Origin of the sequence: Neomegalonema sp., assembly GCF_028688855.1 — a bacterium.
Lineage (GTDB): Bacteria > Pseudomonadota > Alphaproteobacteria > Rhodobacterales > Rhodobacteraceae > Neomegalonema.
Window position 1 is genome coordinate 60,226 of record NZ_JAQTXI010000015.1, and the last position, 24,129, is coordinate 84,354.

The 24,129-nt window shown below is 67.2% G+C and carries 22 protein-coding genes; 4 read left to right on the top strand and 18 right to left on the bottom strand.

Annotated elements, in window-relative coordinates; all coding sequences use genetic code 11:
• Nucleotides 1-117 precede the first annotated feature (117 nt).
• A complete protein-coding gene (locus PHN62_RS12140; RefSeq protein ID WP_300150992.1) occupies nt 118-1,119 on the top strand; it encodes an SGNH/GDSL hydrolase family protein in 1,002 nt (333 codons plus the stop codon).
• Nucleotides 1,120-1,386: 267 nt separating this feature from the next.
• On the opposite strand, the gene PHN62_RS12145 is transcribed toward PHN62_RS12140, so the two are convergent.
• The 3 genes from PHN62_RS12145 to PHN62_RS12155 all read right to left on the bottom strand — a co-directional run bounded on the left by PHN62_RS12145 (nt 1,387) and on the right by PHN62_RS12155 (nt 3,944).
• A complete protein-coding gene (locus PHN62_RS12145; RefSeq protein ID WP_300150994.1) occupies nt 1,387-2,487 on the bottom strand; it encodes an HPP family protein in 1,101 nt (366 codons plus the stop codon).
• A 55-nt stretch (nt 2,488-2,542) separates the two neighbouring features.
• On the bottom strand, nt 2,543-3,400 hold the full coding sequence (locus PHN62_RS12150; RefSeq protein WP_300150996.1) for a LysR family transcriptional regulator: 858 nt from the start codon (nt 3,398-3,400) through the stop codon (nt 2,543-2,545).
• A gap of 82 nt (nt 3,401-3,482) precedes the next feature.
• The gene (locus tag PHN62_RS12155; protein WP_300150998.1) at nt 3,483-3,944 is read right to left on the bottom strand and encodes an Rrf2 family transcriptional regulator; all 462 of its coding nucleotides are present in this window, start codon (nt 3,942-3,944) and stop codon (nt 3,483-3,485) included.
• Between the two features lie 169 nt (nt 3,945-4,113).
• Here PHN62_RS12155 and PHN62_RS12160 point away from each other — a divergent pair, with 169 nt between their 5' ends.
• Nucleotides 4,114-4,545 (top strand): PAS domain S-box protein, encoded by a 432-nt coding sequence (locus PHN62_RS12160; protein ID WP_300151000.1) that lies wholly within the window; start codon nt 4,114-4,116, stop codon nt 4,543-4,545.
• 31 nt (nt 4,546-4,576) lie between these two features.
• A complete protein-coding gene (locus PHN62_RS12165) occupies nt 4,577-6,106 on the top strand; it encodes a sulfite reductase flavoprotein subunit alpha (RefSeq protein WP_300151002.1) in 1,530 nt (509 codons plus the stop codon).
• On the opposite strand, the gene PHN62_RS12170 is transcribed toward PHN62_RS12165, so the two are convergent.
• From PHN62_RS12170 to PHN62_RS12215, 10 genes are all read right to left on the bottom strand, one after another.
• Nucleotides 6,100-7,536 (bottom strand): FAD/NAD(P)-binding protein, encoded by a 1,437-nt coding sequence (locus PHN62_RS12170; RefSeq protein WP_300151004.1) that lies wholly within the window; start codon nt 7,534-7,536, stop codon nt 6,100-6,102. The two genes, PHN62_RS12165 and PHN62_RS12170, sit on opposite strands and share 7 nt — an antisense overlap.
• Entirely contained in the window at nt 7,533-8,684 is a 1,152-nt protein-coding gene (gene ssuD / locus PHN62_RS12175) for an FMNH2-dependent alkanesulfonate monooxygenase (protein WP_367187032.1), read from the bottom strand. The genes PHN62_RS12170 and ssuD overlap by 4 nt, the downstream gene beginning before the upstream one ends.
• Nucleotides 8,685-8,768: 84 nt before the next feature.
• Complete coding sequence (locus PHN62_RS12180) at nt 8,769-10,013, bottom strand: SfnB family sulfur acquisition oxidoreductase (protein WP_300151008.1); 1,245 nt, start codon at nt 10,011-10,013, stop codon at nt 8,769-8,771.
• A complete protein-coding gene (locus tag PHN62_RS12185; protein WP_300151010.1) occupies nt 10,010-10,804 on the bottom strand; it encodes an ABC transporter ATP-binding protein in 795 nt (264 codons plus the stop codon). Before PHN62_RS12185 ends, PHN62_RS12180 begins: the two co-directional genes overlap by 4 nt.
• Nucleotides 10,805-10,829: 25 nt before the next feature.
• Nucleotides 10,830-12,161, bottom strand: coding sequence for an ABC transporter substrate-binding protein (locus tag PHN62_RS12190; RefSeq protein ID WP_300151012.1), 1,332 nt, complete (start codon nt 12,159-12,161; stop codon nt 10,830-10,832).
• 14 nt (nt 12,162-12,175) lie between these two features.
• Complete coding sequence (locus tag PHN62_RS12195) at nt 12,176-13,261, bottom strand: branched-chain amino acid ABC transporter permease (RefSeq protein WP_300151014.1); 1,086 nt, start codon at nt 13,259-13,261, stop codon at nt 12,176-12,178.
• A 3-nt stretch (nt 13,262-13,264) separates the two neighbouring features.
• Nucleotides 13,265-14,161, bottom strand: a complete 897-nt coding sequence (locus tag PHN62_RS12200; RefSeq protein WP_300151053.1) for a branched-chain amino acid ABC transporter permease — start codon at nt 14,159-14,161, stop codon at nt 13,265-13,267.
• Nucleotides 14,161-15,081, bottom strand: a complete 921-nt coding sequence (locus PHN62_RS12205; RefSeq protein WP_300151016.1) for an ABC transporter ATP-binding protein — start codon at nt 15,079-15,081, stop codon at nt 14,161-14,163. Before PHN62_RS12205 ends, PHN62_RS12200 begins: the two co-directional genes overlap by 1 nt.
• 42 nt (nt 15,082-15,123) lie before the next feature.
• Nucleotides 15,124-16,236, bottom strand: a complete 1,113-nt coding sequence (gene sfnG / locus PHN62_RS12210; RefSeq protein WP_300151018.1) for a dimethylsulfone monooxygenase SfnG — start codon at nt 16,234-16,236, stop codon at nt 15,124-15,126.
• Between the two features lie 32 nt (nt 16,237-16,268).
• Complete coding sequence (locus PHN62_RS12215) at nt 16,269-16,847, bottom strand: NAD(P)H-dependent oxidoreductase (protein WP_300151021.1); 579 nt, start codon at nt 16,845-16,847, stop codon at nt 16,269-16,271.
• A 311-nt stretch (nt 16,848-17,158) separates the two neighbouring features.
• Here PHN62_RS12215 and PHN62_RS12220 point away from each other — a divergent pair, with 311 nt between their 5' ends.
• The gene (locus tag PHN62_RS12220; protein ID WP_300151023.1) at nt 17,159-19,168 is read left to right on the top strand and encodes an aliphatic sulfonate ABC transporter substrate-binding protein; all 2,010 of its coding nucleotides are present in this window, start codon (nt 17,159-17,161) and stop codon (nt 19,166-19,168) included.
• Between the two features lie 30 nt (nt 19,169-19,198).
• On the opposite strand, the gene PHN62_RS12225 is transcribed toward PHN62_RS12220, so the two are convergent.
• From PHN62_RS12225 to PHN62_RS12245, 5 genes are all read right to left on the bottom strand, one after another.
• Nucleotides 19,199-19,975 (bottom strand): SDR family oxidoreductase, encoded by a 777-nt coding sequence (locus PHN62_RS12225; RefSeq protein ID WP_300151025.1) that lies wholly within the window; start codon nt 19,973-19,975, stop codon nt 19,199-19,201.
• Nucleotides 19,975-21,249 carry an L-fuconate dehydratase gene (locus tag PHN62_RS12230; RefSeq protein ID WP_300151027.1) on the bottom strand — a complete coding sequence of 425 codons (1,275 nt, stop codon included), beginning with the start codon at nt 21,247-21,249 and terminating at the stop codon, nt 19,975-19,977. The genes PHN62_RS12225 and PHN62_RS12230 overlap by 1 nt, the downstream gene beginning before the upstream one ends.
• Nucleotides 21,246-22,088 (bottom strand): ureidoglycolate lyase, encoded by an 843-nt coding sequence (locus tag PHN62_RS12235; RefSeq protein ID WP_300151029.1) that lies wholly within the window; start codon nt 22,086-22,088, stop codon nt 21,246-21,248. Before PHN62_RS12235 ends, PHN62_RS12230 begins: the two co-directional genes overlap by 4 nt.
• 61 nt (nt 22,089-22,149) lie before the next feature.
• Nucleotides 22,150-23,103, bottom strand: coding sequence for an ABC transporter substrate-binding protein (locus tag PHN62_RS12240; RefSeq protein WP_300151031.1), 954 nt, complete (start codon nt 23,101-23,103; stop codon nt 22,150-22,152).
• 29 nt (nt 23,104-23,132) lie between these two features.
• Nucleotides 23,133-24,125, bottom strand: coding sequence for an ABC transporter permease (locus tag PHN62_RS12245; RefSeq protein WP_300151033.1), 993 nt, complete (start codon nt 24,123-24,125; stop codon nt 23,133-23,135).
• Between the last annotated feature and the right edge of the window lie 4 nt (nt 24,126-24,129).

A 24,129-nucleotide genomic window follows, 5' to 3' on the forward strand; every position in this document is an offset into this window, starting at 1 on the left:
CGCATCTCTGGAGGTGGAGCGCTGAGAAGCGCTCGCCTCAGGTCGTGCGGGAAGGAAGTCCGGAATTTCCCGATGGCTTCCTATGTCCGTGTTTGATGACGACGGTGCGGGGGTGAGATGACGAGGACTTCGGATCTGATCAAGAATTACATTGATTTGAGCGTAAAGGGTTTTGACGAAAAACAATATCAGGACGGGATCTACAATTTCAAGCTGGCCATAGGCGCGGCGCGAAGGAGGTCTCAGGCAAGGAAGATTACTGGTCAGGAAGTCATCAAGGATCAGAACGATACGGAATCCGAGGGATTCCGGAAGAAGTTTCTGGAGAAGTTTTCAGAAAGCGATTTCGGGCCTTCGCCAGGACGGATCGCTGTGATCTCGGATTCCATAGGCCTGATCCGACCGTCCATAGACCTTCATATTGAGGGCACCTATTCCTATCGAATACAGGAAAAGCTTCTTCTCGATGGACGGAAATATCAGGTCATCCCCTTCTGCAGAAGAAACAGGACGTCGGATCATGCTGCGCATTTCGTCAGGAGCGATGAATTCCTGAGCGAAGGCAAACCCGACATTCTCGTAGTCCAGATCGGGATCGTTGATTGCGCTCCCAGAGTGTTCGCTCAGAAAGACCTTCAGTATGTCAGGGATTGGTGCGGCATTGAGGAGGTCAAGAGACTCATAAGCCTGTCCCAACGCTTCCGGGCACATCTGATGCTTCCGTGGAGGAAAAGCGCTTACGTCAAGCCGCGGGAATTCCTGCTGAACATGCTTTCGATCATAAATCACGCGCATGACGAATTGAATATAAAGAAAATATATATATTGAATATCGTGAAGCCAAGCCGGAAGGGGAAGGTTCTGTCTACCGGAGGATTGTCGGAAGCCATAGATTATTACAACAAGATACTGGTGCAACTCAATAAACATGATCACGTGTCTTTGATAGATATAAACAAGGAAATATGGAAAGAAGAAAATGTCGTGAATTTCTTCACGAACGACAATTATCACTATAATTCATTGGGGCATGAGGCCGTCAGTCGAATTGTTTATGCTCACGTCGAGCCCTATTTGAAGGAAGTCGCGCTGAGAAATCAGAAAGATCATGCATTGTGAGATGCGTTTTCTGAAAATTATCCCTGTATGTCTGTCTTTTTCCCGTAAGCCTGATTTCCAGGCTCGCCGGGACCTGACCTGCGGCTTCGTGTGATCGCTCATTCGCCTGACATCAGGGGCGGTCGTGCATGGATAGGGCAGGGTGCTTCCCTCTGCTTGCGACGTCGCCTCGGCCATGGAAGAGGCGCCTCGGCTCAGGATTTCCCGGGCGGAGGGCGGCCCTCGAAAGGGCGGCCGAGGAGAAATCCTGCTCATGCGCCGTCCGCCTCAGGAGCGGCTGCGGGCGAGCATGCCGCCCGCCGCGCCGAGCAGATCCGTCTGCGAGACCACGCCGAGGATGCGCCGTCCGGAATCCGTGACGATCACCGCGTGAGTCCGGCCGTCGGTCAGGGCGGAGAGGAGGCTCATGGCCGGAGTCTGCGCGAAGGCCGTGATCGCCCGCGCCGTCAGAGGCCCCACCGCCCCTTCCGCATCGGCCAGTTCGCGCAGGCCCACCGTCCCGACGAGGCGCCCCTCGGCGTCCTCGACCGGCAGACTCCGGATGTTGTGCTTCAGCAGCAGATCCCGCGCCGCGCGCGCGTCGGTCTCCTCCCGCACGCGGATCACGTCGCGGGACATGATCTCGCCGCAGGAAAGCCCCCCATGCAGGCGTCGCGCCGCCTCGCGCTCGATCCGCTTGATCAGGCGGGTCAGATCCTCGCGGTCGATGTCGAAGCTCTCGTCCAGAGCCGTCAGGGCGGCGTCCACGTCGGCCGCCTGGAAGCCGCCGCGCCGCCAGGCGGGCGGATCGGCGGTGAGATGCGGATTGGGCGTCGCCGTCGCCGGATATCTGTGGCCGAGCAGCCGGTGGAAGGCCAGGCCGCAGACCACCAGCAGCGCCGAGTTGAGCGCCACCGGAACCAGCGGAAACCAGAATCCCCAGGCCTCGACGGCCGGGCCGCCGAGCGCCGCCGTCAGGGCCATGGCGCCTCCGGGCGGATGCAGGCAGCGCGTCAGGGACATGACGCCGATGGCCGTCGCCACCCCGAGGGCCACGGCCAGAGTCGGGTCCGGAATCCAGCGCGCCGCCAGCAGGCCGATCAGCGCCGAAACCGCATTCCCCCCGAGGATGGACCAGGGCTGCGCCAGCGGGCTGCTCGGCACCGCGAAGAGCAGCACCGCCGAAGCCCCCAGAGGCGCGACGATCAGAGGCGCATGAGGCCCCGCGCCGAGCAGGAATCCGCAGAAGGCCCCCACCAGCGCGATCCCCGCCAGAGCCCCGAGGCAGGCGAAGAGACGGTCGGGGAAGGTCGCTCCGGCCAGAATCGGGCGGAACAGACGCCAGCCGCCTTTCCGGAGCGCGGCCTCCCGGAGGTTTTTCGGAGTCATGAGCGGTCGATCCCTCGGGCGTGGGCTTGTCGGGTTTCGCGGAGGTCGGAAGGCTTCAGGCGAGCAGGGCTTCGCGCAGATCCTGGAGGGCGGGCGGACGGTCGTCCTTGCGATGGATGAGCAGAGTCTCCACCGGCCCGAGCGAATGGATTTCGGGAGGCGAAGGCCAGGCCAGCATCTCGAAGACCGAACGCGGCAGGACTCCCGCCGCGTCTCCCGCCGCGACCCGCGCCAGAATCGCATGATACGAAGCCAGTTCGGTCGTCCTCAGCTTGGCGGAGCGCCCCCAGTGCTCGGCCAGACGCCGATAGGTGCAGCCCGGCTCCAGCGCGGCCAGATCCCGCGCGCGCAGATCCTCGGCCCGCGCGACGGGCGGATGTCCCGGAGGCGACGCGATCAGGAGATCCTCCACGAAGACGGGCTCTCCCGCGAGGCGGTCGGCCTCGGGCAGGCCGCCGATCTCCTGCGGCGGGCGCGCCACGAGGGCGCAGTCGAGTTCGCCCGCCAGCACCCAGTCCACGAGCTCCAGCGTGGAGCCCATCTTCAGACGCACCGAGATCCTCGGCCTTGCGGCGTTGAACCGCGCCAGAGCCGGAGGCAGACGGCTGGCGGCTGTGCTCTCCATGGCGCCCAGCCGCAGGACGGAGTCCCGTCCCTCCGCCGGCCCGACGGCCAGCCGCGCTTCGGTCTCCAGCGTCAGCAGCCGCCGGGCGTAGGAGAGGAAGACCCGCCCTTCATGGGTCAGGGTCATCTTCTTGCCCTCGCGGCTGAAGAGCGCGGCGCCGAGCTCCTCCTCCAGCTGGCGGATGCGCCCGGTCACGTTGGAGGGCGCGCGGCCGAGCTCGCGGGCGGCCTGGGTGACGCTCCCCCGTTCGGCGACGAGGCGGAAGATCTCGAGGGTCAGGAAATCCAATTTCGATCTCTGATCAGGAATGATGCGGCGCATTCATTCTGATTTCCGGAATGATTCGCAAGAGGAAACCCCGTCGCGCCCCTCAACCGATGGTCGGAGGCGGCTCCGGCGGCAAGAGGCTTTCCGCGCCGCCCTTCAGGCCGGGCCTCAGAAGCTCGGCCAGGGTTCTGGCGTCGAGCTCCGCCATGAAGGCCGCCAGAGCGCGGTGCAGCAAGCCCTGCAAGCCGCAGGCGCCCGTCAGACGGCAGGTCCTTTCCGGCTCCTGAGGCGCGAAGCAGGCGGCGAGCGCGAGATCGTCCTCCATGGCGCGCACGACCTCGCCCACGCGGATCTCCGCCGCCGGACGCGCCAGGCGGATGCCGCCGCCCTTGCCGCGCAGGGTCTCGACGAAGCCCTTGCGGCCCAGCTCATGGACCACCTTCACCAGGTGGTTCTCGGAGATGCGGTAGAACCCCGAGACCTCGCCGATGGAGGCCAGCCCCTGCTTGCGGCCGAGATAGATCAGGGTGCGCAGGGCGTAATCCGTCTTGAGGGTGAGCCGCATCCGCCTTCCGCCTTCCTGCGCCGCCGCCTTCGGCCTGGGGGAGGATCCCCGCTCAGGGAGCATATCCGAAGATGCGTCAAAATTACACCTTCAATCGGCGCGCCATAAGGAGCATCAGAAATACATCTTTGCTCCGGACCCCCGGAGCGCCCCCAGGGAGACCAGCCTCATGACCGCCCAGCAGCCGCTCGATTCCGCCGTCCTTCTGGAAGCCCTCGACAAGGTGGCGGTGATCTCGACCACCGATCTTCAGGGCAACATCACCTACGCCAATGATCTGTTCTGCGCCCTGACCGGCTACGCCCGCGAGGAGCTGATCGGCCAGCCCCACAGCCTGGTGCGGCATCCGGCGGTGCCCAAGGCCGTCTACAAGGGCATGTGGGACAAGATCAAGGCGGGCGGAATCTGGACCGGAATCATCCCGAACGTGGGCAAGGGCGGCGGCGTCTACATCGTCGACACCACCGTGCAGCCGATCCGCGACGACAAGGGCGAGACCGTCGCCTACATCAGCATCCGCCGCGTCATCAACGATCTGATGGCCGATTACGAGGCGGTCGAATTCTCCAAGGAGCAGTTCGACGCCCATTACGACAAGTAAGCCGTTCCGCCAGCCTTCCGGGAGGATCCTCATGTCCGCCATCGTCGAGCGCCTGCTGATCGGCTACGGCTCGGAATCCGGCAACGCCCGGACCCTCGCCCGACGCCTGAGCGCCGATCCCGCCTTGCAAGCCTACGCCCCGCGCGCGACGCCTCTGGACGAGATCGCGCCCGAGGCTCTGGACGCGCATGAGGCGCTGATCGTCGTCTCCAGCTCCTTCGGCGACGGCGAGCCTCCCGGAAACGCGGAGATCTTCCTTGCGCGCGCCAGGGAGGCGCCGCGTCTGGAGGATCTGCGCTACGCCGTCTTCGGTCTGGGCGACACGGCCTATCCGCAGTTCTGCGGCTTCACCAAAGGGCTCGACGCGCTTCTGACCGAGCGCGGCGCGCGTCCGCTGGTCAACCGCGTGGACGCCGACGCCGGATATGAGGAATTCTTCCGCCTCTGGACGCCGACCCTCGGCAAGGTGCTGCAAGGCGACGCTCAGGCCGGACGAGACCTTCACCTGCGCGTCAAGGCCTATGGCGAGGCCGACGCTTACGCAGCGCCGATCCTCGAGCGCCGCCAGCTCGACAAGGACGCGCCCGGCGCCTGGCTCCTCCGGCTGGACATCTCGGGCAGCGGCATGAGCTGTCAGGCGGGCGACAACCTCCACCTCATGCCGGAGAACGACGCGGCGCTGCTGGAGGCTCTCGCCCATTGGCTCGGGGCGCCGGAGGCCGTCGAGGCCTTGCGCCGCAGGGAGCTCCGCCAGATCGGCAAGGGCCTGTTGCGCGATCTGGCGAAGCTCTCCGGAAGCGAGGCTCTGAAGGGCCTGCTGAAGATCGGCCGCCGCAAGGAGCTTGAAGACTATCTGTGGGGCGCGGATCTGCTCGACGTGCTGGAGGATTTCTGCGCGCCGGGCTCCGTCTCCCTCGCGGATCTGGAGGGGATGCTCTCGCCCTGCCTGCCGCGCGCCTATTCCATCGCATCGGCGGGCGGCTCGGAGGAGGTGGAGCTTTGCGTGCGCGACATCGCCTACGAGCGCGGCGGACGCCTGCGCCGGGGCGCCGCCACGGGCTGGATGCTGAGCCATGAAGGCCCGTTGCGGGTGTTCTGCCGCTCCAATCCGGGCTTTCACCTCCCGCGCGAGGCTCCGGGCGAGGCTCCGGCGCCTCTGATCCTGATCGGGGCGGGAACGGGCCTGGCGCCGCTGATGGGCCTGTTGCGCGAGACGCGCCTTCGGGGGCCTCGCCGCGAAACCTGCCTGATCTTCGGCGAGAAGCGGCGGGCGCGGGATTTCCTCCATGAGGCGGAGTTGCGCGAGATGCAGGCGGAGGGCGTGCTGACGCATCTTCTCCCGGCCTTCTCCCGCGACGGCGCGGCGAAATATTACGTCCAGCACGCCGTGACGGATCACGCCCCGCTTCTGCGCGGGATGCTGGAGCGCGGCGCCCATGTCCATCTCTGCGGAGACAAGAGCCATCTGGAGCGCGGCGTCTCGGAAGCCTTCGACGCGGCCCGGGGCGGGATCTGGCGCGATCTGGAGCAGGCCGGAAGGCTCCACCGCGAGCTTTACTGAAGGGCCGCCGCCTTCTCCTCGCGCAGCCGCGCCTCCAGCAGCCTGGCGACGCCCTCGGCGTGGCGGGTGACTTCCGGCAGGCCCATGAGCTCCCCCGCCGCGCCGCGCGCCAGAGGTCCGGCCACGTAGAGTCCGGGCTGCAAGGCGCCGTCCGCCCGCAAGGCCGCGCCCTCCGGAGTCGTCGAGAGGCCGAGCCCGTTTCCGTCGAGGCCGATCAGCCCCGCCTCGATCAGACTCCCGAGCGCGGGATTGCTCTCGCCGATCCGGTCATGAGCCGGGCCGGTGGTCACCAGCACGCGGTCGAAGCTTTCGCGCCGGATCTCCTTGCGGCCGCGCGGGCGCAGGCTCACCGTCAGGCGTCCGTCCTCGCCGAGGGCGGAGCCGGTCAGGGCCGCCGCCTCATGGCGCAGCGAGCCTTCGGCTTCGCGGCGGGCGATCACGGCTTCCGGCTGCGGCGCGATGCGGAAGCGATGGGCGTCCCAGACGACCCGCAGATGCCGCACCACCCGACGCCGGGCCTCGGGCGAGAGGCCGCGCCAGATCTCGCCGCCCTGGGTCCGCACCACGTCGAGCACATGCTGCCAGAGATGCCCCGCCGCGACGGCCTCGCGCACATGCCGCCGCACCGAACGCAGGAGCGCGCTGGCGCTGGTCGTGTCGAACTCCAGCCGGTCGAAGGGCGCCGCGCCCGCGCCGAAGGCGTGGCCGCGCGAACGGAATCCCCGTCGCGAGACCACGAGGATCTCGCCCTTGTGGCCGCGCGCGTCCAGAGAGGCGACGAGATCGGCGGAGGTCAGGCCCGAACCGACGATCAGCACCCGCTCCTGAGGATCGAGCTCCGCCAGCCAGGAGAGGTCGTAGGGATCGGCGACGAGCTTGGGCGAGGCGGCCAGAGCCCGCAGCGGCCCCGGAACCGCCGGACGCGGATGGCTCGCGGCGAGGGCGACGAGATCGGCGGCGATCTCCCGACCATCCGCAAGCTCCAGACGCCAGCCCTCGCCCTCGGGCGAGATCCGCCGCACCGAGCCGCGCAGATGCTCGACGGCGCCCGAGGCCAGCGCAGGCGCCAGCCGCGCCGCGATGTAGCTGCCGAAGACCTGACGCCTCGGGAAGACCTCGCCGGTGGGGACCTGGGCCTCGGGATCCTCCGCGACGATTCCATCGCTCTTGACCCAGGCGAAGAAATCGCCGGGATCCTCCGTGGAGAGGCTCATGCGCGCGGCAGGCACGTTGATGCGGTGGGAAGGATCGAGCGTGGAATAGGCGAGGCCGCGTCCGATCTCGGCGCGCGGCTCGACCACGAGAATCCGCGCCGAGCCCGGCGGCAGGCCTCGCGCGAGATTCCAGGCGGCCACGGCGCCCGTATAGCCGCCTCCGACGATGGCGACGACCGGGCTCCGCTCTCCGGCGCCTTCCGCCGCGGGCGTCATGACGCGGCGGCCCTGGCCGCCTGCGGGCGATGGTCTCCGGCGATGGTTTCGCCGAAAGGCCCCATGTTGGCCGTCGAGGCTCCGGAGCCGATGGGATGGTCGAGCGGCAAGAGCGGCAAGGCCAGTTCTCCAAAACGATAGGCTTCCTCCAGATGAGGGTAGCCCGAGAGAATGAAGCTGTCGACGCCGATGCGGCGATATTCGTCGATCCTTTCGGCCACGGTCGCCGGATCGCCGACCAGAGCCGTCCCGGCGCCTCCGCGCGCCAGCCCCACCCCCGCCCAGAGATTGGGGCTGACCTCCAGCTTGTCGCGCCGCCCGCCATGGAGCCTGCTCATGCGCGCCTGGCCGACGGAATCCATGCGCTCGAAGACCTTCTGGGCCTCGGCGATGGTGGCGTCGTCCAGCCTGGAGATCAGGCGGTCGGCGGCGGCCCAGGCCTCGGCCGTGGTCTCGCGCACGATGACGTGCAGGCGGATGCCGAAGCTGACCTCGCGGCCTTCCTTCTCCGCCAGAGCCCGCACATGGGCGATCTTGCGGGCGACCTCGGCGGGAGGCTCGCCCCAGGTCAGATATTTGTCGATCTGCTTCGCGGCCACGTCATGAGCCGCCTCCGAGGAGCCGCCGAAATAGAGCGGCGGATGCGGCCTCTGGACCGGAGGAAAGAGCAGCCTTCCGTCCTCGATGGCGAAATGCTTCCCCTTGAACTCGACCGTCTCGCCCGCCAGCACGGCCTTGTAGATCTCCAGGAATTCGCGCGTGACCTCGTAGCGCTCGTCATGGCTGAGGAAGATTCCGTCGCCCTTGTTCTCGACGGGATCGCCGCCGGTCACCACGTTGACGAGCAGCCGCCCGCCGGAGATCCGGTCGAGGGTCGAGGTCATGCGCGCCGCCAGAGTCGGCGATTGCAGGCCGGGCCGCACCGCCACCAGAAACCGCAGACGCTTCGTCAGGGGCGCGAGCGCCGAGGCGATCACCCAGCTGTCTTCGCAGCTGCGGCCCGTCGGGAGCAGGGCCCCGTAATAGCCGAGGGAATCCGCCGCCTGGGCGATCTGGGTCAGATAGGGCAGATCCACCGGCCGGCCGCCCTCCTGGACGCCGAGATAACGGCCGTCGCCATGAGTGGGCAGGAACCAGAGAACCTTGATGCGTTCGGGAGCCGTCAAGTCGGACATGATGGAGAGTCTCCTGACAAGCGGCGCTCCGCCCTCCCGACGGAGCGCCTGCGGCCTTCAGCTCCAGGCGTGGAGGGGCGGGTTGACGTCGTTCAGGTAGTAGTTGCCGACGATGGCGTATTTCCAGCGCACCGGATCATGCAGCGTATGGGTGCGGGCGTTGCGCCAATGGCGGTCGAGGTTGTGCTCCGCGAGGGTGGAGCGGGTTCCGGCCAGCTCGAAGAGCTTGTTCGTCGCGAGGACGGCGATTTCGGTCGTCAGGATCTTGGATTCGGCCACCGCCACCTGAGCCTCCGCGACGCTTTCCGGCGTGGCCTGGGCCACGGCGCGGTCGACGGCGCGTCCGGCGCGCTCCAGCAGGGCGTCGGCGGCGTTGGCGCGCACCTGAAGATCGCCCACCGCCTGAATGACGTAGGGGTCCAGGGACGCCTTCTCCACGCCGCTGTCGGCCCAGGGGCGCGACCTGGTCTTCACGAAGTCGATGGTCTCCCTGATGGCCGCCCGCGCGATGCCGAGATCCACCGCCGCCTGGATGATCTGCATGATCGGGCCGTCGGCGGAGGGCGTGGCGTAGCCCTTGTAGCCGGGGACGACATGGGTCTTCGGCGCCTTCACCTTGTCGATGATCACCGTGCCGGAGAGCGTGGTGCGCTGGCCGAAGCTCGACCAGTCGTCGATGACGGTCAGGCCCTCGGCGCCGCGGTCGGCGATGACGTACCAGGCGCGGCCCTCGTCGTCCAGGGCCACGATGGGCACCAGATGCGCCAGAAGCGCGCCGCTCGAATAGAACTTCTTGCCCGTGACGATCACATGATCGCCCGCGTCTTCGAATTTCGTCTCGAATTCGGTGGCCTTCTTCGAGCCGAATTCCGAAAAGGCGTTGCCGAAGCGGGTTCCGGCGAGGATCTCGGCGAAGAGGATCTTCTTCTGCGCCTCGTCCGAGACCGTGTTGATCGCCCCGACCACCGCGAGGTGGTTTTGCGTGATCTGGCCGATGGAGGAATCCGCCTCGGAGATGATCGCGATCACCTGGGCGAGGGTGACGTAGGAGACTCCCGGCCCGCCGTATTCCCTGGGCACGTTGATCGACCAGAGGCCGCTTTGCGAATAGGCGTCGAGCTCTGCGATGGGCCAGATGCGCTCGCGGTCGCGCCGGGAGGAGTCCTTCGCGATCTCCGCCGCGATCTTCCGCGCGACGTCGAGGGCCTCCGCGTCGGAGGCGATGACATGGGCCTTCTCCTTCGGGCGTTCGACCGGAGGCACGGGCTGTCCGAAGCTTGCGGCGTTCTGCAGGATGGTCATGCTGCGACCTCTTTCGCTTGGGGGGATGAGGCGGGAAGATCCGCGCCTCCGAGGTAGAAGGACTTGATGTCGTCGCGGGCGGCGAGTTCGGCGGCGGATCCGGTCAGGACGCTGCGTCCGTTCTCGACCACCACGGCGCGATGGGCGTATTTCAGGGCGATGGCCGAATTCTGCTCGGCGACCAGCAGCGAGAGCCCTTCGGCGGCGTTGATCCGCTTCAGCGCCTCGAAGATCTCGCGGACGACCAGAGGCGCGAGGCCCATGGAAGGCTCGTCCAGCACGAAGAGCCGGGGGCGCGACATGAGTCCGCGTCCGATGGCGGTCATCTGCTGTTCGCCGCCCGAGGTCAGGCCCGCCGCCGTCCGGCGCTTCTGCGCGAGCCAGGGGAAAAGATCATAGACCTTCTCCAGATCGGCTTTCGCCTCGGCGCGGGAGGAGGAGCGGCCCAGAGCCCCCGTCAGGAGGTTCTCCTCGACCGTCAGCGAGCGGAAGCAATGACGGCCCTCAAGCACCTGCACCAGTCCCGCCCGCACCAGATCGGCGGGCGAGCTTTCCGCCACGTCCCGCCCCTCGAAGCGGATCTCTCCGCCCGTGAGCGCGCCGCGCTCGGCGGGCAGGAGATTGGAGACCGCCTTGAGCAAGGTCGTCTTGCCCGCGCCGTTGGAGCCGAGCAGCGCGAGGATCTCGCCCCGGCGCAGATCGAGATCCACGCCATGCAGAGCCGCCACCGCGCCGCCATAGGCCGCCGAGACGTTCCGGACCGAGAGCAGGGCTTCAGGGAGCTTCGTCATGGGAGATCTCCGTTTCAGGGGCGGCTCAGTCGGTGGCGACCTTGTCGACATCCTCGGCGGTGCGGAGCTTCAGCCCCTGCTCGGCCGCGTAGGCCTCGGAGGAGGCTTCGATGATCGGCCGCAGCAAGGCCCAGTCCGGCGCGATCCAGTCGGAGATGCGGTTCCACTTCGCGCCGTCCCACTGCTGGAAGGCCACGAGGCCTTCGCCTTCATGATTGTCCCAGGTGACGTTGATCGAGTGGAAGAGCCCTTCGGCGCCCAGCTCCTTGACGCGCTCCGGCGACAACTGGAGATGCTCGAAGCCCCAGCGGACTTCGTCGCCGGTCAGGGTGCGCTTGCCGAAACGCTCCTGCGCGATGCGCAGCGCCTCGGTGTTGAGGATGCCGTTGACCACGCCGAGGTTATGGTAGACCGAGCCGATGCGGGCCTTGTCCGCGAGATTGCCCTTGCCCGCGCCATAGACCTTCTCGGTCACTTCCTGAATCACGGGGGCTTCGGTTCCGGCGCTCACCGAGACGATGGCGGTGTAGCCCTTGGCGGCCTCTCCGGCGGGGAGGACGTCCTCTTCGGAATTGGACCAGACGTTGCCGATGATCCTGTCCGCCGGGAAGCCGGTGCGCTGGGCGGTGGTCAGAGCCACCGGATTCATCACGCCCCAGCCGCGCAGCACGACGAAATCCGGGCGCTGACGGCGGATCGTCTGCCATTGGGCCTGCTGCTCGTTGCCCGGATGGGCGACCTCGATCTGCGACAGCTCGAAGCCGTATTTCTCGGCGAGAAGCTCGTAGATGGGGATGGTCTCGCGGCCATAGGGCGAGCCGTGATAGAGCACCGCGATCTTGAGATCCTTCAGCTTGTCATGACCGCCCGCGCGCTCGGCGATGTAGTTCACGATGCCCGAGCTTTCGCTGTAGGGGTTCAGCAGCAGCGGGAAGACGTAGGGGAAAACGCGGCCGTCGGTGGTGTCGGTGCGGCCGTGATTCAGCGTGACGAGCGGCGTGCGGTCTTCGGCCACGCGGTCGAGCATGGCGTAGGCGATGCCCACCGAGAGCGGATTCCAGGCCGCGATTCCGGGCGCGCTCTTCAGCCGCTCATAGACCTCCAGCCCGCGCTCGACTTCATATTGCGTCTCGCCCTCGCTCCAGGTCAGCTTGACGCCGTTGACGCCGCCGTCGCGGTCGTTGAGCAGGTTGAGATAATCGATGAAGCCGCCGAAGAAGCCCGTCCCGCCCGAGGCGTAAGGCCCGACGCGATAGCTCTGAAGGGGAAAATGCTGCTCGTCGGCGAAGGCCGGGAAGGCGCTCAGGGCCAGCAGAGCCGCAAGGCTCGCGGATTTCGAGAACTTGAAGAAGGACATGTCCGAAGCTCCGATCAGGAACGAGGGGAGGGGGAGGAGGAGCCGGCGAGGCGGGCGGCGGTCGCGCTCAATCTCGCGCCGATCCGGTCGAGGAGGGCCGCCAGACCCCTGGGCTCCGCGATGAGGAAGAGGATCACCAGAGCGCCGATCACGATCCTCTGGGTCATGTCGAGCACGCCGGAGTCGAAGATTCCGCCGAAGAGAAAGGCGCCTGCGCGGGCCAGCAGCAGCGGAAAGATCACGATGAAGGCCGCCCCGAGGAAGGCCCCGCGGATCGTCGCCAGACCGCCGATGATCACCATGAAGAGGATCTGGAAGGAGCGGTCGAGGTTGAAGCCCGCGGGCTCGACGGTGCGCAGATAGGTGAAGGCCCAGAGCGCCCCCGCCACGCCGATCACGAAGGAGGAGACCGCGAAGGCGAGCAGTTTGGTCTGCGGGACGGGGATTCCTATGGCTCTGGCGGCGGTTTCTCCGTCGCGCACGGCGAGGAAGGCGCGTCCCGAGGCGCTGCGCGTCAGGCGCCAGACGAAGAGGCTCAGCAGGGTCACGATGGTCAGGGAGAAGAGATAGCGCCCCGTCGGCGTGTCGAGCGAGAAGCCCGCCAGCTGAAGCCTGGGAACGGAGATCACGCCCGAGGGATTGTTGTTCGAGAACCAGCCGAATTTGCTTAGCGCCCATTGGACGAAGAACTGCGCCGCCAGCGTCGACACCGCGAGATAGAAGCCCCGCAGCCTGAGGCTCGGCAGGCCGAAGACCACCCCCACCAGAGCCGCCGTCAGCCCCGCGAGGACGAAGCTCACGGGCAGAGGCAGAAAGCCGAGCCGCAGATTGAAGTTATAGGCCGCGAAGGCGCCCACCGCCATGAAGGCCGCCGAGCCGAGCGAGAGCTGTCCGGCGTAGCCCGTGAGGAGGTTCAGCCCCACGGCGGCGAGACTCAGCGCGAGGAAGGGCAAGAGCAGCGCCTCGATCACATAGCGCGAGGCGAAGAGCGGCACGGCCACATAGGCGACCGCCAGGACCAGAGTCAGCCAGATCAGCGCGGCCGAAGGGCGCGGGAGGCTCCGGCGGGAGGTCTCGGGGAGAGCGAGGATCGTCGTCATGGCTCAAACCCTCTCGACGATCTTCTGGCCGAAGAGTCCCGAGGGACGCACCAGCAGGAAGAGCAGCGCCACCACATAGGCGAACCAGCTTTCGATTCCGCCGCCGACATAGGGGCCCAGGTAAACTTCGGCCAGCTTCTCGCTGGCGCCGATGATCAGCCCGCCGACCACCGCCCCGAGAATGGAGTCGAAGCCGCCGAGCAGCAGCACCGGAAGCGCCTTCAGCACGATGATCGAGAGCGAGAACTGGACCCCCAGCCGCGCGCCCCAGAGCAGGCCCGCCACCAGAGCCACGAAGCCCGCCGCCGCCCAGACCGTCGCCCAGATGCGCGGCAGCCTAAGCCCGACCGCCAGAGCGGCGAACTGGTCGTCGGCCACGGCGCGGAAGGCGAGTCCGATCCGGGTGCGGGTGAAGAAGGCCCCGAGCGCCGCCACCAGGCCGAAGGCCACCGCCGCCGCCACGAGGTCGAAGCTGGAGATCAGCAATCCGGCGATCTCCATGGGCTTGTCGCTGATCCCGAGATCCAGCCGGTGGACCTGCGTGCCCCAGAGCAATTGCGCCGCGCCCTCGATGACATAGGCGAGGCCGAGCGTAGCCATGAAGAGCGTGATCGGCGGACGATTGACCAGAGGCCGCAGCACCGTCCTTTCGATGGCGAAGCCGAGGCCGATCATGATCGCGAAGGTCGCGACGAAGGCCAGCAGGAAGGGCGCGCCGTAATTCACCAGACTCACGAAGGTCAGGGCCGCGAAGAGCAGCATGGCGCCCTGCGCGAAGTTCAGCACGCCGGAGGTCTTGTAGATCAGCACGAAGCCGATGGCGACGAGCGAATACATCAGACCCGCAAGGAGTCCGCCCACCAGAACCTCGAAGAAGAAAAGGACTTCATGCCAATCCATCATGCGGCCTCCTTCTGGGGCGGATCGTCTTCGGCGGCGCCGATATAGGCCCGGATGACGGCGGGATCCTTGCGGACTTCGGCGGGCGGGCCGTCGGCGATCTTGCGGCCGTAATCCAGCACCACGACGTGATCCGAGAGGCCCATCACCAGCCCCACGTCGTGTTCGATGAGCAGCACCGCCGCGCCGTGGAGATCCCGCGCCGCGCGCACATAGCCCGCGAGTTCGTTCTTCTCGGTGGCGGTCATGCCCGCCATGGGCTCGTCCAGCAGCAGGAGCTTCGGGCGCGTCACGAGCGCCCGCGCCAGCTCCACGCGCTTCTGCAACCCGTAAGGCAGGGTCGCGGCGGCGCGGTCGGCGATCTCCTCCAGATGCAGGAAGGCGAGGATCTCCGACACCCGCGCGTCGATCTCGCGATTCTCGCGGCGGGCGCGGGGGAGGGCGAAGACCTCCTCGAGGAAATTCGCCCGCCGCCGCCAGGACAGACCCGCCGCCACGTTCTCGCGCACGGTCAACCCGCCGAAGAGCGCGAGATTCTGGAAGGTCCGCGCCACGCCCAGAGCCGCCAGCTTCTCGACGGGGATCCGCGCGAAGCTGCGCCCTTTGAGCCGGATCTCGCCGCGGTCGGCCTGATAAAGCCCGCTCGCGACGTTGAGCAGCGAGGATTTCCCGGCGCCGTTGGGGCCGATCACCGCGCAGATCTCGCCCGGCTTCACCGCAAGGCTCACCTCCGTCAGAGCCGCCACGCCGCCGAAGGAGAGGTCGATCTCCTTCAGCTCAAGCAAGGCGCCCTGATGTCCGGAGGCGATCCTCTCCCCAAGGCCGCCGACCGCAGTCGGGGCCTCGTTGCGGGGCTTCTCGGGCGCAAAGGGAGTCCGTCGCGCCTGAAAGAGGCGCGCGTCCGCCAGAAGACTGGTCATGGAGCGATCCTTGATCGAGAGCCCCGAAGAGGAGGAACGTCCTTATTCAGCCGCGACGCGTTCCCGCCGCGCGGCTTCGAGCTCGCGCACCAGAGGGATCACCCGCTCGCCGAAGAACTTCACCTCCTCCTGGAAATGCAGGAAGCCCAGCAGGATCAGATTCGCGCCCGCGTCCTTGAGGTCGAGGATGCGTTCGGCGATCTGCTCGGGCGTGCCGATGAGGTCGCTGCGGAACCCGTCGTTATATTGCACGAGGTCTTCGAAGCTGGATTTCGCCCAGTTGCCTTCGCCTTCCGGCGAGGCCTTGCCCGCGTTCCTGACCTGGCCCGCGAAGCCCGCCACCGCCTCGGGATTGGCCTTGGCGATGATCTCGGCGAGGGTGGATTTCGCCTCGGCTTCGGTTTCGCGGGCGATGGCGAAGGCGTTCACGCCGATCTTCACCTGATGGCCGTTCGCTCTGGCCTTGGCGCGGATGTCGTCGACCTGGGCCTTGAGGCCTTCCGGCGTGTTGCCGTTGGTGAAATACCAGTCCGAGACCCGCGCGGCCATGTCGCGCGCCGCCCGCGAGGAGCCGCCCTGAAAGATCTCCGGCTGAGGATCGAGGGGCTTGGGCTTCAGGGAATAATCGCGGAAGCGGTAGAAATCTCCGGCGAAGGTGAAGCTCTCTTCGGTCCAGATGCCGCGCAGCGAACGGATGAACTCCTCGGAGCGGCGGTAACGCTCGTCATGATCGAGCCAAGGCTCGCCGATGGCGGCGAATTCGCCCCGGAACCAGCCCGAGACCACGTTCACCGCCACGCGGCCTTTGGTCAGGTGGTTGATGGTGGCGATCTGCTTGGCCGCGAGGGCGGGCGTCCAGGGGCCGGGCAGGATCGCCGCGATCACCTTCAGGGTCTCCGTCGCCGCGAGCAGCGCATGGCTGAAGGAGACGGATTCATGCTGGTTGTCGGCGCCGTATCCGGCGGTGAAGCGGATCTGGCTCAGGGCGTATTCGAAGCCGCTGGCCTCGGCGATCCGCGCGAGCTCGATGTTGTAGTCGATGTCCCAGCTGGTGCGCTGCTCGATGTCGGAGATCACCAGTCCGCCCGAAACGTTGGGCACCCAATAGGCGAATTTCAGAGGAGCGTCGGTCTGGTCGTCACGGGAAGCGGCCATGAGGGCCTCCATCTGTTGAAAGGGCGAGGGGATCAGGCGCTCAGAGCCACCGCCGGCCGCGACGCGCGGCGGGCGGAGAGAGAGGCCTCCAGCAGGAAGGCGGCTTCCTCGGCGGCCCGCTCGACGCGCTCGGCGAGGCTGTCGGAGACGCGCAGGGCGTCGATCTCGCCTTCCGTGGCGAAGACGAAGTTCGGAACCGTCACCGCCCGGAAGAAGCCGAAGAGCGGCCGGAACTGATGTTCGCCGACGAGGCCGTGCAGCGGCGCTCCGCCCGTCGCGGAGAGCAGGACCACCTTGCCCGCCAGGGCGTCGCGGTCCACGAGGTCGAAGAGATGCTTGAAGGCGCCCGGATAGCTGCCGCGATAGACCGGCGCGCCCACGATCAGCAGATCCGCCGTCTCGACGCGCCGGAAGACGGCTTCTTCTGCGGCGGAAAGCTCTTCGCGGCTGAAGCGGGTGAGCAGCGCCCTGTTCTCCGAGAGGTTCACGCGCTCGACGCGTCCCTTGACGCGGCGGAGGGCGGCCTCGGCGAGCCGGTCGAGCAGATGTCCCGTGCGCGAGGCGGCGTTCGGGCTGCCGTTGACGACGACGATGGTTTTCTCAGAGGCCATGACTTCCAACCTGCGGTGAGCGATCCAAGTTGGGGAGAGATATGGCAATCCTCATGCCAGCGTAAGAAAATAAACGAATTCAAGGAGATCGCCCTCCGGCCCCGTGAATCCGCTGTGGAGATCCCGACAGATCCGCTCCCGGACTGTCGGTTTTCCGACAATTCGCGCGAAGCCCTGCGGTTCATCGGAGCTGATCGCGGCTAGATCCCCTGATTTCTTCCTCCCGGCATAAGCTCATGCGATGAAAATATGAAAACATCTTCCGTCGGGCGCTTATCCTGAGCCGCGAATTCAGAGCGAGGCGCGACGCCATGGCGGCCAGGACGTCACCTTTTCAGGCGCAAGGCGGAATCCGGACGGCCGAGATCGGCCGCAGCCGCATCCTCGCCTTCGACGAACCCACCCGCGCGGCGCTCAAGACCAGCATCCGCGCCACGGCCATGATCCTCGCGGACCCGGCCTCGCGGGCGATCCAGGAGGATCTCGACCGCCTCGCGCCCAGCGACATGACCGTGCTCGTCCTCGGCGAGACCGGCGCCGGAAAGGAGCTGGTGGCGCGTTATCTCCACGCCAACAGCCCCCGTCGCGAAGGGCCCTTCGTGGCGGTGAACTGCGGCGCCTTCACCGAGAGCCTCGCGGAGGCCGAATTGTTCGGCCATGAGAAGGGCGCCTTCACCGGCGCGCTGCGCAATCAGCCGGGCTGGTTCGAGGCCGCCCATGGCGGCACGCTCCTGCTCGACGAGATCGGAGACCTGCCGCCGCATCTTCAGGTGAAGCTCCTGCGCGTGCTCCAGGAGCAGGAGGTGACGCGGGTGGGCTCGCGCCGCCCGGTCGCCATCGACGTGCGCGTGGTGGCGGCCACCAACGTGGATCTCGGGGCGGCGGTGCGCGAGAAGCGTTTCCGCGAGGATCTGTTCTTCCGCCTCAACGTGGCGCGGGTGAACATCCCGCCCTTGCGCGAGCGGCCTTCGGACATCGCGCCTCTGGCGCGCCATTTCCTCGACCTGCGCAGGGCCCGCGCCGGACGCCCCGATCTGGAGTTTTCCCCGGCGGCTCTGGCGGCTCTGGAGCGCCACAGCTGGCCCGGCAACATCCGTGAACTGGAGAACGTCGTCCAGAGCGCCCTGCACATGGCGCGCGGCCCCATGATCGAGGCGGGGGATCTCAATCTCGCGGCGCATCTCCCGCGCGAGGAGGCGGCGGGCGGCGGGCTGGAGGAGCGCGTGGCCCTCGCCCTGCGCAAGGCGGCGGCGGCGGGAGAGCCGGAGATCTTCCAGCGCACGCTCTCCAGCCTCGTGCGTGCGGCCTGCGAGCTGTCCGGCGGCAACCAGGTGCGGGCGGCGGCGCTTCTGGGGATCCCGCGCCACAGTCTGCGCACGCATCTGACCCAGATGGGCATGCTGGAGCCCGGACGGCGCGGCGCAGAGGCCCGGCGCGCAGCGCCCGAAGAGCCTCGCGTGCTGAACATCGGCTATCAGAAATACGGCGCGGGTTCGATCCTCAAGTCCAAGGGCACTCTGGAGCGTCGGCTCGCCGAGCGCGGAATCCGGGTCTCCTGGACGGAGTTCAGCGCCGGACCCCAGCTTCTGAAGGCGCTCGGGGCGGGGGCGGTGGATTTCGGCGCCACCGGAGAAGCGCCGCCGATCCTGGCTCAGGCGGCGGGGGCCTCTCTGGTCTATCTGGCGCATGATCCGCCCGCGCCCAGAGGCGAGGCCATCCTCGTGCGCGGCGACAGCGGCCTGCGGGACGCCTCCGGGCTGAAGGGCAGGAAGGTCGGGCTGAATTTCGGCTCCAACGTGCATTATCTGCTGATCCGGGCCCTGCAGCGCCATGGCCTGACGCTCGACGACGTGCGGCAGGTCGATCTTTCGCCCGACGACGAGCCCCTGCGGCTTCTGGAGAACGGCGAGATCGACGCCTGGGCGATCTGGGATCCGATCCTCAGCGCGGCCTTGCACGCGGCGGATGTGAAGGTGTTGACCGACGGCGGAGATCTGGCGCCGAACCGTCAGTTCTATCTGGGGCGGCCCGCCTATGTGGCGGCGAACGGCGAGACCGTCGCGACCCTGCTGCAGGAATTGCGGACGGCGGGCGAACAGGCCGTGCGTCATGCGCCGGGCATGGCGCGGATGCTCGCGCAGGAGATCAAGCTCGACGCCATGGCCGTCGAGACGGCGCTGCGGCGGATGAGCTTCGGCGCCAATCCTCTGGACGACGCCGTGGTGGCGGAACAGCAGCTCGTCGCCGACCGGCTGTATGAGAGCGGTCTTCTCGCAGCGCCGATTCTGGTCAGCGACGCCGTGGCGACTCTGGGGCGCTGAGGCCTTCGGGCGGGCGCGGCGCGGAGCTCTTCAGCCTGCCGGATCGCCGCCGATGGCGCGGTCCAGATGGGTGTAGCCGCCATCGGGGAAGATCCATTGCCCCGTCGTATGGCTGGAGCGCGGCGAGAGCAGGAACACGCAGGCGTCGGCGATTTCGCGCGGCTCGGTCATGCGCCGCCCCAGGGGGATGCGCGAGGCGATCTTCGCGAGTTGCGCCTCAGGATCCGGCAGAGACTCCAGCCAGCGGCGATAGAGCGGCGTCATGGATTCGGCCACCACCACGGCGTTGACCCTCACGCCGTCCTTCAGGAACTCCACGGCCCATTCGCGCGTCAGCCCGAGTTGCGCCGCCTTGGCCGCCACATAGGCCGAGGTTCCGCCCTGTCCGGTCAGGGCGGTCTTGCTGGAGACGTTCACCACGGCGCCTGTCGAGGCGCGCAGATCCTCGCGCAGCAGATGGACCATGGTGTAATAATGGAGAAGATTCTGGTTCAGGCTGGCGCGGAAGGCCTCGGGCCCCTTGTCGAGGCCCACGCCGTCATTGGCTCCGGCGTTGTTGACGAGGCCGTAGATCCTCCCGACTCTCCGCCGCGCCTCCTCGACCGCCGCGACGCAGGCGGCGTCCTCCGAAAGCTCGACCTGCACGAACTCCGCCCCCGTCCGCGCGAGCCATTCCGCGTCCGGCGGGCGGCGGGCGAGGATGACCGGCTTCGCGCCTTCCTCGGCGAGAACCTCCGTGATCGCGGCCCCGATTCCGGAGCCGCCGCCCGTGACGATCACCGCCTCGCCCTTCAGACCCAGATCCATCACGCGCCCCGGAAAAGATAGGTCGCCAGAGATTCCGGCTTCATCTCGATGGAGAAGCCCGGCAGGCTCGGCGGCATGTAGGCGGCGTTCCGGATCACGCAGGGATCGAGGAAATGCTCGTGCAGATGATCCACATATTCGATCACGCGGCCCTCTCGGGTTCCGGCGATGCACAGATAGTCGATCATGGACATGTGCTGCACATATTCGCAGAGCCCCACGCCGCCCGCATGAGGGCAGACCTTCAGGCCGTATTTCGCGGCCATGAGCATCACCGCCAGCACCTCGTTCAGCCCGCCGAGCCGACAGGAATCGATCTGCACGACGTCGATGGCGCCTTCCATGATGAACTGCTTGAACATGATGCGGTTCTGACACATCTCGCCGGTGGCGACCTGCACCGGCGCCACGCCCTGACGGATGGCCTTGTGGCCCGCCACGTCGTCGGGACTGGTGGGCTCCTCGATGAACCAGGGGTTCACGAAGCTGAGTTTCTTCACCCAGTCGATGGCCTGATCCACCTCCCAGACCTGGTTGGCGTCGATCATGAGATTCACGTCGGGTCCGACCGTCTCGCGGGCGATGGTCAGGCGGCGGACGTCGTCTTCGAGATCGCGCCCGACCTTCATCTTGATATGCCTGAAGCCCGCGTCCACCGCTTCGCGGCAGAGGCGACGCAGCTTGTCGTCGTCATAGCCGAGCCAGCCCGCGCTGGTGGTGTAGCAGGGATAGCCCTCGGCTTGCAGCGTCGCGATGCGCTGGGCCTTGCCTTCGGCCTGCCGGGTCAGGAACTCCAGCGCCCATTCCGGCGTGATGCAATCCGTGAGGTAACGGAAGTCGATGCAGCGGACCAGCTCCTCAGGCGACATCTCGGCGACCAGAAGCCAGACCGGCTTGCCCTCGCGCTTGGCCCGGAGATCCCAGACCGCGTTGACCACCGCGCCGGTCGCCAGATGGATGGCGCCCTTGTCGGGGCCGATCCAGCGCAACTGGCTGTCGGAGGTGACATGACGCCAGAAGCGGCCCATGTCGGCGGCGACCCAATCCATGTCGAGCCCCACCACCAGAGGCCGCAGGGCCTCGATGGCCGCGACGCAGATTTCATTGCCGCGTCCGATGGTGAAGGTGAGGCCATGGCCTTCCAGCGTCCCGTCGGTCTCCAGAACCACATAGGCGGCGGAGTAATCCGGATCGGGATTCATGGCGTCCGAACCGTCGAGCTTCGCGCTGGTGGGAAAGCGCACGTCGAGCTTGCGCAGGCCGGTGATCTTCATGTCCGCACGACTTTCTGGGTCTGGACGCCGAGTCCGTCGATTCCGAGGCGCATGGTCTCGCCGCCCTTGAGATAGACTGGCGGCTTCTGTCCGAGCCCCACGCCCGGCGGGGTGCCCGTCGAGATCACGTCGCCCGGCTGGAGCGAGAGGAAGCGCGAGACATAGGCGATGATCTGCGGAATCCTGAAGATCATCGTGCGGGTGGAGCCGTTCTGATAGCGCTTGCCGTCGATCTCCAGCCACATGCCGAGATCGTCCACATCGGGGATTTCATCCGGCGTCACGAGCCAGGGGCCGAGCGGGCCGAAGCTGTCGAAGCCCTTGCCCTTGTCCCAGGTGGCGCCGCGTTCGAGCTGCCATTCGCGCTCCGAGACGTCGTTGACGACGCAATAGCCCGCGACATGGGCCGGAGCCTCGGATTCGGGGATGTATTTCCCGCCCTTGCCGATGATCACGCCCAGCTCCACCTCCCAGTCGGTCTTGACCGAACCGGGGGGGATTTCGACATCGTCGTCGGGGCCGCAGATGGCGGAGGTCCATTTGTTGAAGACCACCGGCTCGGCGGGCACGGGCATGCCGCTTTCGGCGGCGTGGTCGGCGTAGTTCAGGCCGATGCAGATGAATTTCCCCACCCGCCCCACGCAGGGCCCGAGGCGCGGCGCGCCGGAGACCGGAGGCAGGCTTGCGGGATCGAGCGCGGCCAGCCGCGCCAGCCCTTCGGGCTCCAGCGCCGCTCCGGCGAGATCCTCGACATGGGCCGAGAGATCGCGCAGACGGCCCGAGTCATCCAGCAGGCCGGGCTTCTCCTGACCCTTCGGGCCATAGCGCAAGAGTTTCATGTCCGTCTCTGAAGCAAGGGGCCGGGGACCGCGCAGGCCCCCGGCGAGTTGGGAAAGGAAGTCAGTCGTAGAGAACCGCCGAGATCTCCGGGTCGTCGATGTTCTTGGCGTCGTACCAATAGAAGCCGGTGTCGATCTTGGCTTCAACCGTTTCGCCGCGGCTGGCCGCGAGGGCGGCCTTCACCGTCTCGTAGCCGATGCCGACCGGATTCTGCGTGATGGCGCCGGCCATCAGCCCGCTGCGGATGGCGTCGGTCTGGGCGCGGCCCGAGTCATAGCCGACGATCACGACGTTCGCCTTCATCTCGCGCACGCCGTTGACCACGCCCACCGCCGAACCTTCGTTGGCGCCGAAGATTCCCTTCAGATCGGGATTGGCCTGAAGGAGGGTCTTGGTGATCTCGGTGGAGCGCAGATGGTCGCCGCCGCCATATTCCACGGCCACGATCTGGATGTCCGGATGGGCCTCGCGGATGCGGTTGACGAAGCCGTCGCGACGGTCGATGCCGGTGCGCGAGGTCTGGTCATGCACCACCAGAGCCACCTTGCCCGAGCCGCCGATCAGCTCGGCCATCTTGTCGGCGGCGAGGGCCGCGGCGGCGATGTTGTCGGTGGAGGCGGTGGCGACGGGAATGTCGCTCTCGACGCCGGAGTCGAAGGCCACGACCGGAATTCCGGCGCTCCGGGCCTGACGCAGCAGCGGAATGGCGGCCTGGCTGTCGAGCGCCGCGAAGCCGATGGCGGCGGGCTTCTTGGCGAGGGCGGCGGCCAGCATGTCGATCTGACGATCCACCTGGGTTTCGTTGTCGGGGCCCTCGAAGGTGACCTCGACGTTGAATTCGGCGGCGGCCTTGTCGGCTCCGGCCTTCACGGCCTGCCAGAACTGGTGCTGGAAGCCCTTGGAGATCAGCGGAATATAGGGCCGCTCCTGAGCCGCCGCCATGCCGGAGGCGCCGAGCGTCAGGGCGAAGGCCCCGGCGAGGCTCATGAGAAGGGTTCTGCGTTTGACGGACATGGGTTTCCTCCTGAGGTTCTTTTTCGGATTTATCTGGTTCCGCCGCGCCGGAGCTGGTCGGCGTAGACGGCCACGATGATGATCGCGCCGGTGATCACGGTCTGCCATTCCGGCGCGACCGAGAGGATCCGCAGGCCGTTGGTCAGCACCGAGATGATCAGCGCGCCGATCAGCGTGCCGAGGATGGTGCCGCGCCCTCCCGCGAGGGAGGTGCCGCCGATGACCACCGCCGCGATGGCGTCCAGCTCGTAGCCCTGCCCGAGGGCGGGTTGAGCCGAATTCAGACGGCTGGCGATGAGCAGTCCGGCCACGCCGCAGATGGCGCCCGCGAGGGCGTAGATGGCCATCTTCCAGCGGTCGACGTTCACGCCCGAGAGCCGGACGGCCTCTTCGTTGGACCCGAGCGCGAAGCAGTAGCGCCCCAGCACCGTCCGCGCGAGGATGTAGCTCGCCGCCCCCGCCACGAGGAAGAGGATCAGCACCCCGTTCGGCAGAGGCAGAGCCGGCAGGATCTTCCCGACGAGGCTGCCTTGCGAGATCTCGGTGAAGCCGGGGGTGTCGTTGAAGTAGATCGGGCGGCCGCCGGTGACGATCAGCGACAGGCCCTTCAGGATCAGCATCACGCCGAGCGTGGCGATGAAGGGCGGGATCTTCATCTTCGCGACGAAGGTTCCCGAGGCCAGCCCCACCAGAGCCCCCGTCCCCAGCGCGGCCAGCACGCCCAGAGGCAGGGGCACGCCGCCCCAGGTCAGGACCACGCCCGTCATGACGGCGCAGAAGGTCATGAGCGTGCCGACGCTCAGGTCGATGCCGCCGGTGATGATGACCAGGGTGGCCGCCACCGCAAGGACTCCGTTCACCGAAGTCGCCTGGAGGATCGACATCATGTTGGTGGTCTGCATGAAGTTCGGCGAGGCGAGCGAGAAGCCGATCAGCAGGGCGATCAGACTGGCGAAGGCCAGAAGCTTCTGCTGCGCGGCGCCCGAGATCAGGGTCCTGGTTTCGGTCGATGGGTTCGGCATGGGG

Excerpts from the sequence above, each read along its gene's own strand:
- PHN62_RS12240 (WP_300151031.1), bottom strand. The coding sequence starts at position 23,103 with ATGTCCGTCAAACGCAGAACCCTTCTCATGAGCCTCGCCGGGGCCTTC.
- PHN62_RS12205 (WP_300151016.1), bottom strand. The coding sequence starts at position 15,081 with ATGACCAGTCTTCTGGCGGACGCGCGCCTCTTTCAGGCGCGACGGACT.
- PHN62_RS12160 (WP_300151000.1), top strand. The coding sequence starts at position 4,114 with ATGACCGCCCAGCAGCCGCTCGATTCCGCCGTCCTTCTGGAAGCCCTC.
- PHN62_RS12190 (WP_300151012.1), bottom strand. The coding sequence starts at position 12,161 with ATGTCCTTCTTCAAGTTCTCGAAATCCGCGAGCCTTGCGGCTCTGCTG.
- PHN62_RS12195 (WP_300151014.1), bottom strand. The coding sequence starts at position 13,261 with ATGACGACGATCCTCGCTCTCCCCGAGACCTCCCGCCGGAGCCTCCCG.
- PHN62_RS12145 (WP_300150994.1), bottom strand. The coding sequence starts at position 2,487 with ATGACTCCGAAAAACCTCCGGGAGGCCGCGCTCCGGAAAGGCGGCTGG.
- PHN62_RS12215 (WP_300151021.1), bottom strand. The coding sequence starts at position 16,847 with ATGGCCTCTGAGAAAACCATCGTCGTCGTCAACGGCAGCCCGAACGCC.
- PHN62_RS12185 (WP_300151010.1), bottom strand. The coding sequence starts at position 10,804 with ATGACGAAGCTCCCTGAAGCCCTGCTCTCGGTCCGGAACGTCTCGGCG.
- PHN62_RS12200 (WP_300151053.1), bottom strand. The coding sequence starts at position 14,161 with ATGGATTGGCATGAAGTCCTTTTCTTCTTCGAGGTTCTGGTGGGCGGA.
- PHN62_RS12155 (WP_300150998.1), bottom strand. The coding sequence starts at position 3,944 with ATGCGGCTCACCCTCAAGACGGATTACGCCCTGCGCACCCTGATCTAT.
- PHN62_RS12165 (WP_300151002.1), top strand. The coding sequence starts at position 4,577 with ATGTCCGCCATCGTCGAGCGCCTGCTGATCGGCTACGGCTCGGAATCC.
- PHN62_RS12245 (WP_300151033.1), bottom strand. The coding sequence starts at position 24,125 with ATGCCGAACCCATCGACCGAAACCAGGACCCTGATCTCGGGCGCCGCG.
- PHN62_RS12235 (WP_300151029.1), bottom strand. The coding sequence starts at position 22,088 with ATGAAACTCTTGCGCTATGGCCCGAAGGGTCAGGAGAAGCCCGGCCTG.
- PHN62_RS12225 (WP_300151025.1), bottom strand. The coding sequence starts at position 19,975 with ATGGATCTGGGTCTGAAGGGCGAGGCGGTGATCGTCACGGGCGGCGGC.
- PHN62_RS12180 (WP_300151008.1), bottom strand. The coding sequence starts at position 10,013 with ATGACCATCCTGCAGAACGCCGCAAGCTTCGGACAGCCCGTGCCTCCG.
- PHN62_RS12170 (WP_300151004.1), bottom strand. The coding sequence starts at position 7,536 with ATGACGCCCGCGGCGGAAGGCGCCGGAGAGCGGAGCCCGGTCGTCGCC.
- PHN62_RS12220 (WP_300151023.1), top strand. The coding sequence starts at position 17,159 with ATGGCGGCCAGGACGTCACCTTTTCAGGCGCAAGGCGGAATCCGGACG.
- PHN62_RS12230 (WP_300151027.1), bottom strand. The coding sequence starts at position 21,249 with ATGAAGATCACCGGCCTGCGCAAGCTCGACGTGCGCTTTCCCACCAGC.
- sfnG (WP_300151018.1), bottom strand. The coding sequence starts at position 16,236 with ATGGCCGCTTCCCGTGACGACCAGACCGACGCTCCTCTGAAATTCGCC.
- PHN62_RS12140 (WP_300150992.1), top strand. The coding sequence starts at position 118 with ATGACGAGGACTTCGGATCTGATCAAGAATTACATTGATTTGAGCGTA.